Consider the following 18,122-nt stretch of genomic DNA (forward strand, 5'->3'; position numbering starts at 1 on the left):
GACCAGTGAAGGGGAGACAGATGCAAATCCAGAATAATGTGTTCATCGTGACGGGCGGCGCTTCGGGCCTGGGTGCGGCCACCGCGCGCACCATCGTGGAAGCGGGCGGCAAGGTCGTGCTGGCCGACGTGCAGCAGGAAGCGGGTGCGGCGCTGGCCGCCGAGCTGGGCGCCGCGGCACGTTTCGTGAAGTGCGACGTGACGTCGGAAGCGGACGGCCAGGCCGTCGTCGCGGCGGCGCTCGCGCTGGGCAGCCTGCGCGGCCTCGTCAACTGCGCCGGCGTCGCGCCGGCCATCAAGACGGTGGGCAAGGACGGCCCGCACCCGCTCGAGGCGTTCCAGCGCGCCGTCAACATCAACCTCGTCGGCACCTTCAACATGTGCCGCCTCGCCGCCGATGCGATGGGCAAGGAAGAGGGGCTGGAACACGGTGAGCGCGGCGTCATCATCAACACGGCGTCGGTCGCCGCGTTCGACGGCCAGATCGGCCAGGCCGCCTACGGCGCGTCGAAGGCGGGCGTGGCCGGCATGACCCTGCCGATGGCACGCGACCTGTCGCGCAGCGGCATCCGCGTGATGACGATCGCGCCGGGCATCTTCGAGACGCCGATGCTGATGGGCATGCCGCAGGAAGTGCGCGATTCGCTGGGCAAGATGGTGCCGTTTCCCCCGCGCCTCGGCATGCCGCGCGAGTACGCGCACCTGGCCATGACCATCATCGAAAACGTGATGCTGAACGGCGAGACGATCCGCCTGGACGGCGCGATCCGCATGCAGCCGAAGTAAGACGGCGTGAGCCGTCAGGCAATTTCGGGTACGATGCTCCACGGTATCGGCGCGCGACCGCGCGTTTGTCATTTGTGGAGATCGCATGAAATCGAAGTTGCTCGCCCTCGTCCTCGGCAGCGCGTTTGCCGCTGCCTGTCACCCGATCGTCGCGTTCGCGCAGGACGCGCCGGCCCTGCAGCAGGCCCCGGAAGCCGCCAGCGGCTACACGGAAAAGGCTGGCTGGACGGCCCGCAAATACATGGTGGCGGCCGCGAATCCGCTGGCCGTCGAGGCGGGCTACGAGATGCTGAAGCAGGGCGGCACGGCGATCGACGCGGGCATCGCGACGCAGCTGGTGCTCACGCTCGTCGAGCCGCAATCGTCCGGTATCGGCGGCGGCGCGTTCCTGATGTATTACGATGGCAAGAAGGTGCAGGCCTACGACGGCCGCGAGACCGCGCCGTCGAAGGCGGATGAGCACCTGTTCCAGCATCCGGACGGCACGCCGATGTCGCGCCGCGAAGGCATCGTGGGCGGCCGCTCGACGGGTGCGCCGGGCGTGCTGCGCATGCTCGCGCTGGCGCATCGCCAGCATGGCAAGCTGCCGTGGAAGACCTTGTTCCAGCCGGCGATCCGCCTGTCCGAGCAAGGATTCGCCGTCAGCCCGCGCCTGCACAGCCTGCTCGCCGAGGATGCGTACATCCGCAAGGACCCGACGGCGCGCGCCTATTTCTACGCGCCGGACGGCAATCCGTGGCCCGTCGGCCACGTGCTGAAGAACCCCGCGCTGGCGCGCACACTGCACGAACTCGCGGACGGCGGCGCCGAGGTGTTTTATACGGGCCGGATCGCGCGCGACATCGAAGCGAAGGTCAAGAGCCACCCGACCAATCCCGGCCTCCTGAGCGCCGCCGACATCGCCGCCTACCAGCCGAAATTGCGCGAACCCGTCTGCAACGACTACCGCGCCTACACCGTGTGCGGCATGCCGCCGCCGTCGTCGGGCGGCATTGCCGTGGCACAGATGCTCGGCATGCTCGAGACGCGCGACATGAAAGCGCTGGCCCCCAGCGACGGCATCCCGGGCACGGAGGCCGTGCACCTGTTTTCGGAAGTGGGCCGCCTCGCGTACGCGGACCGCGACCGCTACGCCGCCGACACCGACTTCGTCCCGCTGCCCGGCCGCGGCATCCCCGCGCTGCTGGACAAGGGCTATCTCGCCCAGCGCGCCAGCCTGATCGGCCAACGGTCGATGGGCAAGGCGCAAGCCGGCCATCCGCCCGGCGTCGAGTCGGCTTGGAACTGGGGCATGGACAATTCGATCGAGGCGCATTCGACGTCGCACATCGTCGCCGTCGATCCGTACGGCGCCGGCCTGTCGATGACGACGAGCGTCGAGGACGCGTTCGGGTCGCGCCAGATGGTCGACGGCTTCATCCTGAACAACCAGCTCACCGACTTCTCGTTCGATTCGCGCGACGCCAGCGGCCCCATCGCCAACCGCGTCGAGCCGGGCAAGCGCCCGCGCAGCGCGATGAGCCCGACGATCGTGTTCGACAAGAAGACGCGGCGGTTCGTGGAAGCCGTCGGCTCGCCGGGCGGTCCGCTGATCATCAACTACGTGGCGAAGGTCCTCGTCGGCACGCTCGACTGGGGCCTCGACATGCAGCAGGCCATCTCCCTGCCCAATTTCGGCAGCCGCAACGGACCGACCGAACTGGAGACCGGCCGCTTCCCGGCGGCCGAGATCGAGGCGCTCAAGGCGCGCGGCCACACGGTCCGCGTATTCGAGCAGACGTCCGGCCTGCAAGGGATCGCGCGGATGGACATCCACGGCGTGCCGCTGTGGTTCGGCGGCGCCGACCCGCGTCGCGAAGGTATCGCAAAAGGCGATTGACGGGTGGGGCTCGTTACGCCACCGACATTTTTACCGTTTGTCGAGGCCTCCATACAACGAAGTGTTTGTCGAGAAGCTATTTATTCAACGCAAGTTAAGCAGAGTTTGCTAATCTTGCCGTGTGGACATTGAACGTAAAACGGGGTTGATCCTCAGCGGAGGCGGCGCACGCGCGGCTTACCAGGCTGGGGTCATGCAGGCAATCTCCCGCATCCTGGGGGAGGCGGGCTGGCCCGCCGCGCGCAACCCGTTCGAGATCATCTGCGGCACGTCCGCCGGCGCCCTCAACGCCGCCGCGCTGGCCTGCCGCGCCGACGATTTCGGCGACGGCGTCGACCAGCTGGTGGACGTGTGGGAGAGCATCGACGTCACGCAGGTGTATCGCGCCGACTCGCTGGGCGTGCTGCGCTCCGGCGCGCGCTGGCTGTCGCTGTTGTCGTTCGGCTGGATGCTGCGCCAGTGGCATGCGGCGCCGCCGACCTCGCTGCTCGACAACACGCCGCTCGTCGGCCTGCTGCACCGCATGCTCGACCTGCCGCGCCTGGACGCGGCGCTGGCCAGCGGCTGCCTCGATGCGCTGGCCGTCACCGCGTCGTCGTACAGCGGCGGCCAGCACGTGACGTTTTACCAGAGCGAGCGCGAGATCGCGCCGTGGAAGCGCCACCAGCGCATCGCGCTCGCGGGGCAGATCGGCGTCGAACACCTGCTCGCGTCGAGCGCGCTGCCGTTCATCTTCCCGGCCGTGCCGCTGTACCTGGACGGCCGCCTGGAATTCTGCGGCGACGGCTCGATGCGCCAGCTGGCGCCGATCGCGCCCGCGATCCACCTGGGCGCGCACCGCGTGCTCGTCGTGGGCGCGGGGCGCATGAACGAAACCGTGAACCATTTGCCGGCGCGGGTGCGCTATCCGAGCCTGGCGCAGATCGCCGGTCACGCGCTGTCGTCGATCTTCCTCGACAGCCTCGCGATGGACATCGAGCGCCTGCAGCGCGTCAACGCCACCCTGGCCATGGTGCCGGACGAGCTGCTTGCGAAGACGCCGCTGCGCCGCATCGAACTGCTCGCGATCGTGCCGTCGGAGCGCCTGGACGACATCGCGGCGCGCCACGCGGGCAGCCTGCCGGGGCCCGTGCGGACGCTGCTCGGCGGGATCGGGGCCATCGAGGCGCGCGGCGCCGCGCTCGCGTCGTATCTGCTGTTCGAGGGCGGCTACACGCGCGAACTGATGGCACTGGGCCAGCGCGACACCTATGTCCGGCGCCACGACGTACTGGAGTTTTTCGAAGCATGAGACGATGGCATTCCGCGCCCAAGGCGCTCAAGGCGCTGCTGGCGCTTGCGTGGATGTTCCTGTGGCTCGGGTGCGCCCAGGCCGCGCCGACGCCGACCCTGCGCTTCGAACACCTGTCGGTGGACGACGGCCTGGCGCAGGAGTCCGTGCTGTCCATCGTCCAGGACCCGGACGGCTTCATGTGGTTCGGCACGCAGTCCGGCCTGTCGCGCTACGACGGCTACCGCTTCACGAATTTCCGCAACGTCGTCGGCGACCCCAAGACGCTCGCCAACAACTGGGTGCGCGTGCTCTACGTCGACCGCAAGGGCCGGCTGTGGATCGGCACGGACGGCGGCCTCGATCGGTACGAGCCCGCCACCGGCGCGTTCTCCCATTTCCTGCCGGACGAACCGGCCAAGCGCGGCAACGGCAACCGCCACATCCGCGCCATCCTGGACGACGGCAAGGACGGCCTGTGGCTGGCGACGGCCGACGGCCTGCAGCACTTCGACATCGCCAGCGGCCGCTTCGACACGTGGCACCACGTGCCCGGCGTGCCGGACAGCCTCGCCTCGGACAAGCTGACGGCCCTCGCGCGCGCGCGCGACGGCCACCTGTGGATCGGCACCGCGGCCGGCCTGGACAGCCTCGATCCGGAGCGCATGCACTTCCGCCACCACCCGTCGCCGCGCGGCGGCAAGTACGACTTCGTGCAGGCGTTGATGGTCGACGCCGGCCAGGGCCTGTGGGTCGGCAGCATGGGCGGCCTGGAACGGCTGCCGGTCGGCCAGAAGGGCGAGGTCCGCACGTTCGGCCTTGAGGACGGCATGCCGTCCGGCGAGATCAGCGTGTTGTACGAGGATGCGGAGCGCCAGGTCTGGGTCGGCTCGCACGACCGCGGCCTGTACCGCTGGCTCCCCGCGCAAGGCAAGTTCGAACGGCATCCGCACCGCATCACCGACAGCTACAGCCTGGGCGACAACCAGGTCACGGCGCTGTACGGCGACCGCGTGGGCACGTTCTGGGTCGGCACGTGGTACGGCGGCGTGTCGCGCGCCGACATGGGCAGCGGCGGCTTCGCGCGCATCGTGCGCGGCGACGACACGCCGCTCGCGCTGGAAGACAACAAGGTGCGCGGCATCGTCGGCGACGGCGGGGGCAAGCTGTGGCTGGCGACGAACGGCGGCCTGCACCTGTTCGATCCGGCGACGGGCGCGGACCAGGCGTGGCGCCTGGCGCCTGTCGAAGCGGGCATCTCCGGCGACGCGATGGCCACGTCGGTGGCGCTCGGCCGCGACGGCGCCGTGTGGCTCGGCACGCGCAACGGGCTGGCGCGCTTCGACCCGGCAACGGGAAAGCTGACGCGGCGCACGCTGTCCGCGGACGACGTCGACGCCAACTACGTGCGCAATGTCCACGTCACGCGCGACGGCACCGTGTGGGCCGCGAGCCGCGGCGGCCTGCACCGCATCGCGCCCGACGGCAAGCAGACGACGTACCAGCACGACCCGGCCGTGGGCGCGAGCCTGGCCGACAACATCGTGCGCCCCATGCTGGAAGACCGCCACGGCCGCTTCTGGGTCGGCACGTTCGACGGCCTCGACCTGCTCGACCGCGCGACCGGCAAGTTCCGCCACTTCCGCCACGACCCGGACGATCCGACGAGCCTGTCGCACGACGAGGTGCACTACCTGCTGGAAGACCGGCGCGGCGACCTGTGGGTCGGCACGGCCGTGGGCCTGAACCGCATGGTGATCGGCCCGGACGGCACGCCACGCTTCCAGCGCTACACGGTGCGCGACGGCATGGCCGACGACGTCGTGGCCGCGATGCAGGAAGACCTCGACGGCTTCATCTGGGTGTCGAGCTCGAGCGGCCTGCACCGGCTCGATCCGGCCAGCGGCGCGTGGCGCAACTACAATGCGACCGACGGCACCATCGAAGGCGCCTATTTCGACGCGTCGGCGCTGCGCGTGGCCGACGGCACCCTCTACTTCGGCGGCAACAACGGCATCACGGCGTTCAATCCGCGCGCGCTGCACGACAACCTGATCGCGCCGCGCGCCGTCATCACGGGCCTGCAGATCTTCGGCCAGCCATGGCAGGACGTCCGGCCGGGCATGCTGCCGGGGCCCATCGAACGCCTGTCCGGCATCACGCTCACGCCGCAGGATTCCGTGTTCTCGCTGGAGTTCTCGGCACTGCACTTCGCCGCGCCGGGCCGCAACCGCTTCGCCTACCGCCTGGTGGGCTTCGACCAGGACTGGATCGGCGTCGACGCCAGCAAGCGCTTCGCCACCTACACGAACCTCGACCCGGGCCGCTACACGTTCCAGGTGCGCGCGGCCAACAAGGACGGCATCTGGAGCGACGCCGCCGCGACGCTGGAAGTCACGGTGCTGCCGCCGTACTGGAAGACGTGGTGGTTCCGCACGCTGTGCGCGCTGGTGGTGATCGGCTGCTGCTACGGCGCCTACCGCATCCGCGTGGACGTCCTGCGCCGCCAGAAGGCCATGCTGGAACAGCAGGTCAGCGCGCGTACGGAACGGATCGAGCAGCAGAACCGCCTGCTCGAACGCCAGACCGAGGAATTGCGCGAGCAGGAACGCCAGGTGCGGCGCCGCACGAACGAGCTGGCGCTCGCCAACGACGCGCTGCAGGAAAACGAGGAGCGGCTGTACCAGGCCAAGCAGCGCGCGGAAGACGCGACGCGCCAGAAGTCCGAATTCCTGGCCAACATGAGCCACGAGATGCGCACGCCGCTGGCGGGCGTCATCGGCATGCTCGGCTTCGCGCTGCGCGACACGGTCCTCAAGGAGTCGACGCGCGAGCAGATCCTGCGCGGCCAGGCCAATGCGCAGTCGCTGCTCGCGATCATCAACGACCTCCTCGATTTTTCCAAGATCGAGGCGGGCAAGCTGACCATCGAGAACATCGACTTCGTCCTCGACGAGAACATCGGGCACGTCGTCACCCTGTTCGAGGAACAGGCCGGCGCGCACAGCGTGGGCTTCGGCGTGAGCCTCGATCCGGACCTGCCGCGCTTCGTCGTGGGCGACCCCACGCGGCTGCGCCAGGTCCTCGTGAACCTCGTCGGCAACGCCTTCAAGTTCACCGAGAGCGGGTCCGTCACCGTGCGCGTCGAACGGCGGCCCGAGGACCAGTACGACCGGGCCGGCCGCAACATGATCCGCTTCTCGGTGGAAGACACGGGCATCGGCATCGCGCCGGACGCCTTGCCGCGCCTGTTCCAGAAATTCGAGCAGGCCGACGCGACGACCACGCGGCGCTACGGCGGTACGGGCCTGGGCCTGGCGATCTGCCGCCAGCTCGTCGAGCTGATGGGCGGCACGATCGGCGTGGCCAGCACGCCGGGCGTCGGTTCCACGTTCAGCTTCGTGCTGCCGCTGGCGGACGGCGTGCAGCCCCCGGTCGTCGACGACCGGCCGCGCGCGCCGCACACGCACCGCCTGCGCGTGCTGTGCGCGGAAGACTACCCGACCAACCAGATCATCGTGCGCATGATGCTCGAAGAACTGGGGCACCAGGTCGACGTCGTCGAGAACGGCGCGCTGGCCGTGGCGGCCTGCGCGCGCACGCGCTTCGACCTGATCCTGATGGACGGCCGCATGCCCGAGATGGACGGCGCCTCGGCCACGCGCCTGATCCGCGCCGGCGGCCCGCTGGAGGCGCCCGTGCTCGACCAGCACCTGATGATCGTCGCGCTCACGGCCAACGTCAGCGAGGAAGACCGCTCGCGCTACCTGGCCTGCGGCATGGATGCCTTCATCACCAAGCCGATCGACGACGCCCAGCTGCACTTCCACCTGACGCGCGCCATCGAGCGCCAGCTGCAGCGCGGCATCGTGCTTCCGCCGATGCCGGAGCCGGCCGCGCGCGCGCCGTCGACTGCGGAGCTGGACGCGATGTTCGACGTCGCGAGCGACCCGCTGCTCCCGGCCGTGGCGGCGCACAACGCGGGCCGCCGCACGGGCGACCTGAAGGAGCGGCTGCGCGGCGCCTTCCTCGCCGACCTGCCGCGCCGCCGCGCCGAACTGGACCTCGCGCTGGCGCAGGGCGACCACGATACGGCCGGGCGCGTCCTGCACGGCCTCAAGGGCAGCGCCGGCTACCTCGGTGAGGCGTCGCTGCGCGCGCTGTGCGCCGAACTCGAAGGGCTGGCCGACGCGGGCCAGCTGGACGCCGTGCGCGCCGGCCTGCCGCGCCTGCTGGACCTGCTCGCCCGCTTCGAAGCCGAACCGGCCTGAATCGTGCGCACCCCGGATGTCTGTATAATTTCCATTTAACAATTGCGACACATGGGGCAGGGATGAAGGTTTTGTTAGTCGACGATGACGTCGTGTCGCGCATGATGCTGATGCACATGATCGACAGCGCGGCCAGCGGCGTATTCGATGTGCTGGAAGCGGAGGATGGCGAGGACGCCTGGAAACAGCTGGACGGCGGCCTGGACCCGACGATCGTCTTCTGCGACCTGCGCATGCCGCGCCTGTCCGGCATGGAATTGCTGGCCCGCGCCAAGGCCGATGCGCGCTTTGCCGGCCTGCCGTTCGTCCTCGTCTCGGCCGCCGCCGACGGCGCGACGATGGAGCAGGCGCTCTCGCTGGGCGCGGCCGGCTACATCGTCAAGCCATTCGACAGCGCGCGGGTCGCCCTCCACCTGACCCCGTTGATGCGCGCGGCGGACGAGCAGCCCGCGGCCACGCTGCGCCGCCTCGGCATCGACGCCACGCGCCTGCTGCTGTACCTCGGCGGGCTGCAGCGCCAGCTGGTCAGTGCCGGCACGGACCTGGCCGCGATGCTGGCCGCCAGCCAGGTGGATGCCGCGCGCGCCCATCTCGCGCGCCTGTGCGAAGGGTGCCGCACGCTCGGCCTGCACGGCGCCGCGGCGGGCTTCGACGCCCTGCGCGCCGCCCCGGACGACGCCGGCCTCGCGCGCGAACTGGAAGCCGCGCACCGGGCCGTGTTGCGCCAGACGGATGCCACCCGGCACCTCGCCATGTGATCGGTTCACCTTTCCTGCAACGTTAAATTCCTGCTGGAAAAGGCGAAAAATTGTCATAAAAATGTTGTAAATCTACCCTCCACACGGCTGCGGATTCCGGCATACTGATCTTTTGCCGTGGCCGGCATGCACCACTCCCCAGGCAGTACGGCAACTTGTCGGGCGTCCTTTTTGCCCCGTACGGACCGCGCCAAGCGCGCGCCGTCCGTCATGAGCTTGTCATTAAAATAGTCGACTTTGCACGGCACCACAGAGTGCCGGGAGCACGCCATCGACTTGGGATTGCATGAGCGAGGATTATGAAGACCACGGTTTCCCCCAGCCTGACTTTCCTCACCGGCGGCGGCCAGACGGCCGCGCGCATCGCCGCCCATGACTGGCGCGCCACGCCGCTCGGGCCCATCGAGGACTGGCCGGCCGCGCTGCGCACCGCACTGGGCCTGGCGCTGAATTCCCGGTTCCCCACGTTCCTGTGCTGGGGCGCCGACCTGATCAGTTTCCATAACGACGCCTACGCGCCGCTGCTCGGCGACAAGGCCGCGCTCGGCCTGCCGTTCCGCACCGTCTGGCGCGAAGCGTGGGACACGGTCGGACCGATCGCCATGAAGGCCTATGCCGGCGAGGCCACCTGGCACGAGGACACGCCGGTGCCGATGGCGCGCCACGGCTATCCGGAACAGGCCTGGTTCACGTTCTCGTACAGCCCCGTGCGCGACGACGACGGTACCGTCGGCGGCATCCTGTGCACGGTCGTCGAGACGACGGACAAGGTGCATGCCCTCGCGGCGCTGCGCCGGAAGGACGAGACGCTGCGGCGCCTGAACGAGGCGCTGACGCACCAGGTCGCGTCGCACGCGAGCGACCGCGAACGGCTGTGGCGCATCTCGCCCGACGTGATGTGCGCGGCGTCGCTGGCGACCGGGCGCTTCCTCACCGTGAACCCGGCGTTCAGCGCGAGCTTCGGCTGGAGCTTCGACGAGGCCACGACGCGCCCGTTCATGGACATGGTGTACCCGGAAGACCGCGACGACGTGCTGGACAAGATGCACGTGCTGGCCGGCGGCATGCCGCTCGTCGGCTACGAAGTGCGGCTGCTGCACAAGGACGGTTCGTACCGCTGGGTGTCGTGGACGATCTCCCCGGAGGGCGAGCTGCTGTACGGCGTCGCGCGCGACGTCACGGCCGAAAAGCACCAGGCCGACGCGCTGCGCCAGGCCGAGGAAGCGCTGCGCCAGTCGCAGAAGATGGAAGCGGTGGGCCAGCTGACGGGCGGTCTCGCGCACGATTTCAACAACATGCTGGCGGGCGTGACGGGCCACCTGGAACTGATGAAGCTGCGCCTGCGCATGGGCCAGACGGGCGACCTGACGACGCGCATCGACGCCGCCCTCGGCGTGACCCAGCGCGCGGCCGCGCTCACGCACCGCCTGCTGGCGTTCTCGCGCCGCCAGGCGCTCGACCCGAAGCCGACCAGCGTCAACGCGCTCGTGATGTCGATGACGGACCTGATCGAGCGCGCGGCCGGCCCGTCCATCGCCGTGCGCACGCGGCTCGCGGCCGCGCTGTGGACGACGCTGTGCGATCCGAACCAGCTCGAATCCGCCTTGCTGAATCTCGCGAACAATGCGCGCGACGCCATGCCGGCAGGGGGCCTGCTCGTCATCGAGACGGAGAACGTGACCCTGAGCGCGGCCCAGGCGCGCCGCCACGGCGACCTGCGGCCCGGCGAGTACGTGCAGGTGAGCGTGCGCGACAACGGCGCCGGCATGCCGCCGGACGTGGTGGCGCGCGCGTTCGACCCGTTCTTCACGACCAAGCCGATGGGGCAGGGCACGGGCCTGGGCCTGTCGATGGTGTACGGCTTCGCGCACCAGTCGGGCGGCAATGTGCGCATCGAATCGCGGCCGGCGCAGGGCACCGAGGTGCGCCTGCTGCTGCCGCGCCACCTCGTGGAGACGCCGCCGGCGGAAGCCGCGGACGTCGAACCGCCGCTGGAAGCCGGCAGCCGCAAGGGCGTCGTGATGGTCGTCGACGACGAGGCCGACATCCGCGCCGTGATGAGCGAGGTGCTGGAGCTGCAGGGCTACACGGTGCTCGTCGCCTGCGACGCCCCGCAGGCGCTGCGCCTGCTGAAGGACGCGCGGCCGGACATGCTCGTGACGGACGTCGGCCTGCCCAACGGCATGAACGGCCGCCAGCTGGCCGACCACGTGCGCGTGCAATGGCCGCAGCTGCCCGTGCTGATGGTGACGGGCTATGCGGAAAGCACGGTCATGAAGAACGAAAAACTGCCCGCGCAGATGGAAATCCTGACCAAGCCGTTCGCCATGAACGCGCTCGTGGACAAGGTCGGGAGCATGTTGTCGCAGGGGCTCGGCGCCGAAGCCGGGGCCGAGACCCGCGCCGAAGCCGCCTGACGGCGCCGGCCCCGGCGCGGCGCCCGCGTCAGGCGGCGAGGTCGTTCCGCCCGCCGGCATCGTCCGGCGTGACGAGCTCGCCGAAATGCACGGTCCGCGTGGCGATGTCGTGGTACGCGCCCACGAGCCCCATCTCGCCGCGCGCGACGCGCTCGCGCAGGAACGCGCTGCCGGCGATGATCTCGTCCAGCGAATTCTCGATGTTGCGGCGCGTGACCTGCTCGAGCAGCGCCTGCCCCGCGGGCGGATGGTGCGCGCCGCACTGGCAATCCTCGATCGCCTTGCGGATCTTGCCGGTGATCGCGCCGACGCTGTGCGCCCCTTCGTTCTGCAGCGCGAGGCCGATCGCGCCGCAGCTCGAATGGCCCTTCACGACGATCAGTTTCGCCCCCAGCTTGTGCGCGATTTCCAGGCTGCCGATGATCTCGCGGCTGATCACGTTGCCCGCGATGCGCACCGTCAGCAGGTCGCCCAGGCCCGCATCGAAAATGATTTCCGGCGACGTGCGCGAATCGATGCAGTTGACGACGACCGCCATCGGATGCTGTCCGGCCGCCGTCGCCTCGACCTGGTGCAGATAGTATTTGTTCGTCGTGCGGCCTGCGCGGAAGCGTTCATTGCCGTCGCGCAGCAGTTGCAGGACGTCGGCCGGACGCAGCTTGTTCTGCGTGTCCTTGTCGAGCGCGGGCACGAACTGGATCGGGTCGTGCAGGCGGTATTCGTCGCGCAGGCCGATGACGTTCAGGCGCACGTTGCGTTCCGCCGCGACGACGCGGTAGTCGTCGATGATCTCCAGCACGTCGTTGTCGATATAGTCCGTGTTGGCGGCGTCGATCACGACGTGCGCATTTTCCGGGATATCCCACAGCGCGCTCTTGATCGTCGCCTTGTTCAGGAACGACACCTGGTTCGGCAATTCCATCTTGACGACGTCGCCTATGTGCAGGCGATATTGCTCCAGCGAAAACGGATTACGGAAATTGCTGCGCATCAGGTAGAACAGGCTGGCCGCGAGACCGATCAGCACGCCCGTCAGCAGGTCCGTGAACACGATGGCGGCGACGGTGACGGCGAACGGCAGGAATTGCGACCAGCCCTTGCGGTACATGTCGCGGAACAGCGAAACCTTGGCCAGCTTGTAGCCCGTCACGATGAGGATCGCGGCCAGCGCCGCCAGCGGGATCAGGTTCAGCGCGGGCGCCAGCACGAGCACGCTGGCGAGCAGCAGCACGCCGTGAAAAATGCTCGATGCCTTGGTCCGGTTGTCGTTCTGGACGTTGACGGAGCTGCGCACGATGACCGACGTGACGGGCAGGCCGCCCAGCAGGCCGGCGCAGATATTGCCGACGCCCTGCGCGACGAGTTCCCGGTTCGGCGGCGTTTCGCGCTTGTGCGGATCGAGCTTGTCGACCGCTTCCACGTTCAGCAGCGTTTCCAGAGACGCGACGATGGCGATCGTGACGCCGACCATCCAGACGTCGTGATTCGTGAAATGGGCGAGGTCGGGGAATCGCAGGTAATTCCCCAGGTTGGCCATATCGAGGGGCGGAATATCGACGAGGTGGGCCGGTGCGATGCTCAGCGCCGGAAAGAACCGGTTGAACGCCAGATGCAGCAATACGCTCAGTGCGACGACGAACAGCGGCGCCGGGAGCAGTTTGACGTTTTTCAGCGGCGTCTTGTCCCAATACACCAGGATCAGCATCGACACGAGTGCGATGATCAGCGCGCCGGGCGTAATGGCGCCGGCCGCGTGCAGGATGGCCGAAAACGTATTTTCGCCATTGGCCTGGATGAAGGATGTTTCGTCGGCATGATTGCTGTCATAGCCGATCGCATGGGGAATCTGTTTGAGTATCAGCAGGATGCCGATCGCCGCCAATAATCCCTTGATGACATTCGAGGGAATGTAATTGGCGATGAAACCCGCGCGGGCGACGCCCAGTATCAGTTGCACCACGCCGGCGATCAATATCGATGCGAGCAGGACTTCGAATGCGCCGAGTTTCGCGATCGAGGCCAGGACGACGGCGGCCAGCCCGGCGGCGGGACCGCTGACGCTCGTGTGGGAACCGCTGGCGGCACCGACGACGATGCCGCCGATAATGCCGGAAATAATCCCGGAAAACAAAGGCGCGCCCGAGGCGAGGGCAATACCGAGACACAGGGGCAAGGCGACAAGGAATACTACTATGCCGGCCGGCAAATCGTACTTGAGGGTATTCGTATGCATGGGAATCTCACGGAAGAACGATGGTTGTCAGTCAGAATGCGCGGGTTTTTCGCGACCTGGCGAAACAGATTTGCGCATGGCGATATAACGGCTTTGCATCGGCGTATCGCCGATGAATCCGGATTCATGAACGTTTGATCGGGATGAATCAAAACGGTGCAATGCACCGATTTGATGCATTTTCAGGAGGCCGATTGTTAAAGCGACGGCGAAAAAATATAACATGCATTTTGCAAATGCGTCCAGCATGAAAGTCGGGACGTTACAATTCTTTCGGCCGGAAATATATTTGGATAAAAGCGGTTTTTCCAGGGGTATTTTTATTGCTTTATATGATGCGGAATTGGGAATCTGACAAACCGGCCGGCGCGCACCGGTTGACCGGGTCCCCCCTTAGGGTAATCTCATAAATGAATTGCAGGCAATCAACTAATTATTGCCGTGGTCGTAAATTTTTCTTAACACGATTCCCGCTTTTTCGGCGAGTTTATTAAGGTATGATTTATTTAGTTGCCATCAAGCAGCGCAGAATATGAATATCCCTTGCAGTCACATCGAGGCCTCGTGCTGAATACCATGAAAACTCTGAGCTTCAGGCAAAAACTGTGGATTCCCCTGCTGTGCAGCCTGGCGTGCATCTGCGCTGACTTTGTCTATGGGGCGCTGCAGATGCGCGAGCTGCGCATTGCGGAAAGAAAGAAAGACCTGGTCAATATCGTCGACACCGCGATGTCGGGCATCTCGATGTACGCCGAGAGGGTCAGGGCGAACCAGATGAGCGAAACGCAGGCCCGGAAAGCCGCCATGGAACTGCTGCGCCACCAGCGGTATGGTGTGGATGGCTATATCTCCATCGTGGACGGCCGAGGCGTTGTGGTGATGAATCCAAGCAAACCCGAGGCGGAGGGCAAGCTGATGTGGGATTTCCAGGACAAGAAAGGGAATTATCTTTACCGCGATATCGTCGCAACCGGGAAAAGCGCGTCCGGCGCCGGCTTCATCGAATACTGGTGGGTGCGGCCCGGCGGCACCGAGCCGTCGGCGAAGTTGTCGCGCACGGCCTCCTACAGGCCATGGGACTGGAATATCGTTACCGGCGTATATACCGACGATATCGATGCCGCTTTCCGTACATCCCTGCTGCAATCCGGCGCGGTCCTGCTTGCCGTCTGCGTCCTGCTGTCGGCCATCGTCGTCGCGATCAATCGCAGCCTGGAGCGCACGATCGGCGGGGATCCGCGCTATGCGGGTGAAATCGCTTCCCGGATCGCGGTCGGCGATCTCTCGGAACATATCGAAACCACCAGCATGCAGGACAGCATCCTGTCGGGAATGAAGACCATGCAAAGGCAGTTGGCCGCCACCATCGGCAACATCCGCACCAGCGCTGCCGCGATCGCGTCGGCTTCGTCGGAGATCGCGAGCGGCAACCTGGATCTGTCCGCGCGAACCGAAGCACAAGCCAGCGCCCTGCAGGAAACCGCGGCTGCCATGGAGGAACTCACCCGCTCCGTGGCACTGAACGCGCACAACGCCGGCAAGGCGAACGAGCTTGCGCAGCGCGCATCCGCGGTGGCCCAGCAGGGTGGCGACGTGGTCTTGCAGGTGGTGCGGACGATGGAGACGATCAAGACATCGGCGGGCCGGATCGTGGACATCATCGCCGTCATCGATGGCATCGCTTTCCAGACCAACATCCTCGCATTGAACGCGGCAGTCGAGGCCGCGCGGGCCGGCGAACAAGGACGCGGCTTTGCCGTGGTGGCGTCGGAGGTGCGCAGCCTTGCCCGGCACAGCGCCGCGGCGGCAAAGGAGATCAAGGCCTTGATCAACGATTCGGTCGACGGCATCGACAGGGGCGGCGTCCTGGTTTCCCGCGCCGGGTCGACAATGGACGACGTGGTCGCCAGCGTCGACGAAGTCACCCGCATCATCGCTCTCATCGCGGGCGCGTCGGAAGAGCAAAGCACTGGCATCAGGCACATCAACGACGCAGTGTCGTCGATCGACGCGACCACGCAGCAGAATGCGGCGCTGGTCGAGCAGGCGGCAGCCGCCGCCGGTTCGATGCAGGACGAAGCAAGGCGCCTGGCGGCCTTGGTGACGAGCTTCCGCCTGAGCGCCCGCGCGCCGCGCCCGGTGGGATTGCCCGCATGAATCGGCGATTCCGGCGGCACAGCCCGGTATCGCCGCCAAACGCCTCAAAGCCGGCTGGGATGTCGGCTGCCTGGCAAGGCTGCCTGGCCTGCCGGCCTTGATTCTTCACGCGATTGCCTGGTACGGGCGGGACGAATATTGTGGGAGCGGCACGGGTCGGGTAGAATGGCTGACTGCCGTACAGCGTGTCGCCATAGTACAATGGATAGTACAAGGTCCTCCTAAGACTTAGATGCAGGTTCGATTCCTGCTGGCGACACCATTCCCGCCGATTCCCCATCCGCATCACCACCGCAACGCGGCGGTTTATCGGGCCGGGCCGCCCTTCGGTACAATGCCTGCTTTCTCACACTTTTATTGATGTCCGCGCACCGATCGGCGACGCGGCCTTACACCATGGCTGTCATTTCCCTCTCTTCCGCGCAACTGGCTTTCGGCCACGTCGCGCTGCTCGATCATGCCGATTTCTCGCTGGAAACCGGCGAGCGCGTCGGGCTCATCGGCCGCAACGGCACCGGCAAGTCGTCGCTGCTGAAAATCATTTCCGGCCGCTCGAAGCTGGACGACGGCCTGCTCGTCATGCAGCAGACGGTCAAGATCGCGTATGTCGAGCAGGAGCCCGTCTTCGATCCGGACATGAGCGTGTTCGACGCCGTCGCCGCCGGCATGGGCGACCAGCAGGCGATGCTGGCCGAGTACGAGTCGCTGACCGGACAGTTTGGCCAAGGCAATGATGATGCGGTCATGGAACGCATGCACGATCTGCAGGTCAAGCTCGACGCGGCGGATGCGTGGAACCTCGGCAACCGGGTCGAGACGACGCTGGGCCGCCTCGGCCTGGCGGGCGACGCGAAGATGGGCACGTTGTCGGGCGGTATGCAGAAGCGCGTGGCGCTGGCCGTCGCGCTCGTGTCCGGTCCCGACGTGCTGCTGCTGGACGAACCGACCAACCACCTGGACTTCACGTCGATCCAGTGGCTCGAAGGCCTGCTGCGCGAATTCCGCGGCTCCGTGCTGTTCATCACCCACGACCGCCGCTTCCTCGACAACGTCGCCACGCGCATCGTCGAACTGGACCGCGGCCGCCTGCTGTCGTTCCCCGGCAATTTCACCAAGTACCAGGAGCGCAAGCGCGAACTGCTCGCGATCGAAGAAGTCGAGAACGCCAAGTTCGACAAGGTGCTCGCGCAGGAAGAGGTGTGGATCCGCAAGGGCGTGGAAGCGCGCCGCACCCGCAACGAAGGCCGCGTGCGCCGCCTGGAAGACCTGCGCCTGCAGCGCAGCGCGCGCCGCGACCAGCAGGGCCAGGTGCGCATCGACGTGGCGACCGGCGAGCGTTCCGGCAAGATCGTCGCGGAACTGGAAAACATCTCGAAGGCCTACGGCGACAAGGTGATCGTCAAGGACTTCACGGGCACGATCATGCGCGGCGACAAGGTCGGCCTGATCGGCCCGAACGGCGCCGGCAAGACGACGCTGCTGAAAATCATTCTTGGCGAAGAGACCGTGGACAGCGGCAACGTCAAGCTGGGCACCCGCCTGAACGTCGCCTATTTCGACCAGATGCGCGCGCAGCTGAACGAAGAGGCGTCGCTGGCCGACACGATCGCTCCGGGCAGCGACTGGGTCGAGATCAACGGCCAGCGCAAGCACGTGATGAGCTATCTGGGCGACTTCCTGTTCGCGCCCGAGCGCGCGCGTTCGCCCGTGAAATCGCTGTCGGGCGGCGAGCGCAACCGCCTGCTGCTGGCGCGCCTGTTCGCCAAGCCGGCCAACTGCCTCGTGCTGGACGAACCCACCAACGACCTCGACATCGAGACGCTCGAATTGCTGGAAGAACTGTTGACGGACTACGCCGGCACCGTGTTCCTCGTCAGCCACGACCGCACGTTCCTCGACAACGTCGTCACGCAAGTCATCGTTTCCGAAGGGCAGGGAATGTGGCGGGAATTTGTCGGCGGCTACAGCGACTGGGAACGCGTGAAGTCCACCGTGGCGGCAACGCCCGCCGCGCCGGCGGCCGCCGGCAAGGCCGCACCGGCTAAAGCGCAGGATATGTCATCCAGCGCACAGAACGCATCCGGCAAGAAGGTAAAGTTGAGTTACAAGGAGCAGCGAGAGCTGGAAGAACTGCCGCAGCTCATCGCCAGCCTTGAAGACGAGCAGTCGGCCATCACGGCGCAGCTGAATGCGCCCGACTTCTACAAGACCAATCCCGCCGACGCGCGCCGGATCAATGCCCGGTTCGCGGAGATCGAGGAATCGTTGCTCGAGACCCTCGAGCGCTGGGAGCGCCTCGAAGCGCGCGCGAGGGGAGAGTAACCCATGCGCTAGCGCATCGCGACAAGCGCG

At 67.0% G+C, this 18,122-nt stretch carries 10 protein-coding genes and 1 tRNA gene; 9 read left to right on the forward strand and 2 right to left on the reverse strand.

What is annotated here, in order from left to right; translation table 11 throughout:
- Window positions 1–20: 20 nt before the first annotated feature.
- The 6 genes from ACEN9Q_RS04495 (at window position 21) to ACEN9Q_RS04520 (ending at window position 11,380) form a co-directional block, all read left to right on the forward strand.
- The gene (locus ACEN9Q_RS04495; protein ID WP_056447267.1) at window positions 21–785 is read left to right on the forward strand and encodes a 3-hydroxyacyl-CoA dehydrogenase; all 765 of its coding nucleotides are present in this window, start codon (window positions 21–23) and stop codon (window positions 783–785) included.
- Between the two features lie 85 nt (window positions 786–870).
- Window positions 871–2,664, forward strand: coding sequence for a gamma-glutamyltransferase (gene ggt, locus ACEN9Q_RS04500; RefSeq protein WP_495627507.1), 1,794 nt, complete (start codon window positions 871–873; stop codon window positions 2,662–2,664).
- Window positions 2,665–2,785: 121 nt separating this feature from the next.
- Complete coding sequence (locus ACEN9Q_RS04505) at window positions 2,786–3,955, forward strand: patatin-like phospholipase family protein (protein WP_495627508.1); 1,170 nt, start codon at window positions 2,786–2,788, stop codon at window positions 3,953–3,955.
- Window positions 3,952–8,205, forward strand: a complete 4,254-nt coding sequence (locus ACEN9Q_RS04510) for a hybrid sensor histidine kinase/response regulator (RefSeq protein WP_495627509.1) — start codon at window positions 3,952–3,954, stop codon at window positions 8,203–8,205. Before ACEN9Q_RS04505 ends, ACEN9Q_RS04510 begins: the two co-directional genes overlap by 4 nt.
- Window positions 8,206–8,267: 62 nt before the next feature.
- Window positions 8,268–8,963, forward strand: a complete 696-nt coding sequence (locus ACEN9Q_RS04515; RefSeq protein WP_495627510.1) for a response regulator transcription factor — start codon at window positions 8,268–8,270, stop codon at window positions 8,961–8,963.
- Window positions 8,964–9,262: 299 nt separating this feature from the next.
- A complete protein-coding gene (locus tag ACEN9Q_RS04520; RefSeq protein WP_495627511.1) occupies window positions 9,263–11,380 on the forward strand; it encodes a hybrid sensor histidine kinase/response regulator in 2,118 nt (705 codons plus the stop codon).
- 28 nt (window positions 11,381–11,408) lie between these two features.
- Here the strand turns inward: ACEN9Q_RS04520 and ACEN9Q_RS04525 are convergent, their stop codons facing one another.
- Both ACEN9Q_RS04525 and ACEN9Q_RS04530 read right to left on the reverse strand, forming a co-directional pair.
- Window positions 11,409–13,613, reverse strand: coding sequence for a bifunctional SulP family inorganic anion transporter/carbonic anhydrase (locus ACEN9Q_RS04525; protein WP_495627512.1), 2,205 nt, complete (start codon window positions 13,611–13,613; stop codon window positions 11,409–11,411).
- Window positions 13,614–13,640: 27 nt separating this feature from the next.
- A complete protein-coding gene (locus ACEN9Q_RS04530) occupies window positions 13,641–13,862 on the reverse strand; it encodes a hypothetical protein (RefSeq protein WP_495627513.1) in 222 nt (73 codons plus the stop codon).
- 327 nt (window positions 13,863–14,189) lie between these two features.
- Between ACEN9Q_RS04530 and ACEN9Q_RS04535 the strand changes: the two genes are divergently transcribed.
- The 3 genes from ACEN9Q_RS04535 to ACEN9Q_RS04545 all read left to right on the forward strand — a co-directional run bounded on the left by ACEN9Q_RS04535 (window position 14,190) and on the right by ACEN9Q_RS04545 (window position 18,092).
- The gene (locus ACEN9Q_RS04535; protein WP_495627514.1) at window positions 14,190–15,770 is read left to right on the forward strand and encodes a methyl-accepting chemotaxis protein; all 1,581 of its coding nucleotides are present in this window, start codon (window positions 14,190–14,192) and stop codon (window positions 15,768–15,770) included.
- A 187-nt stretch (window positions 15,771–15,957) separates the two neighbouring features.
- Window positions 15,958–16,032, forward strand: a tRNA-Arg gene (locus ACEN9Q_RS04540).
- A gap of 134 nt (window positions 16,033–16,166) precedes the next feature.
- Window positions 16,167–18,092, forward strand: coding sequence for an ATP-binding cassette domain-containing protein (locus ACEN9Q_RS04545; protein ID WP_495627515.1), 1,926 nt, complete (start codon window positions 16,167–16,169; stop codon window positions 18,090–18,092).
- The last annotated feature ends 30 nt before the right edge of the window (window positions 18,093–18,122 follow it).

The sequence above is a fragment of the Massilia sp. Masssp93 genome (genome assembly GCF_059491295.1).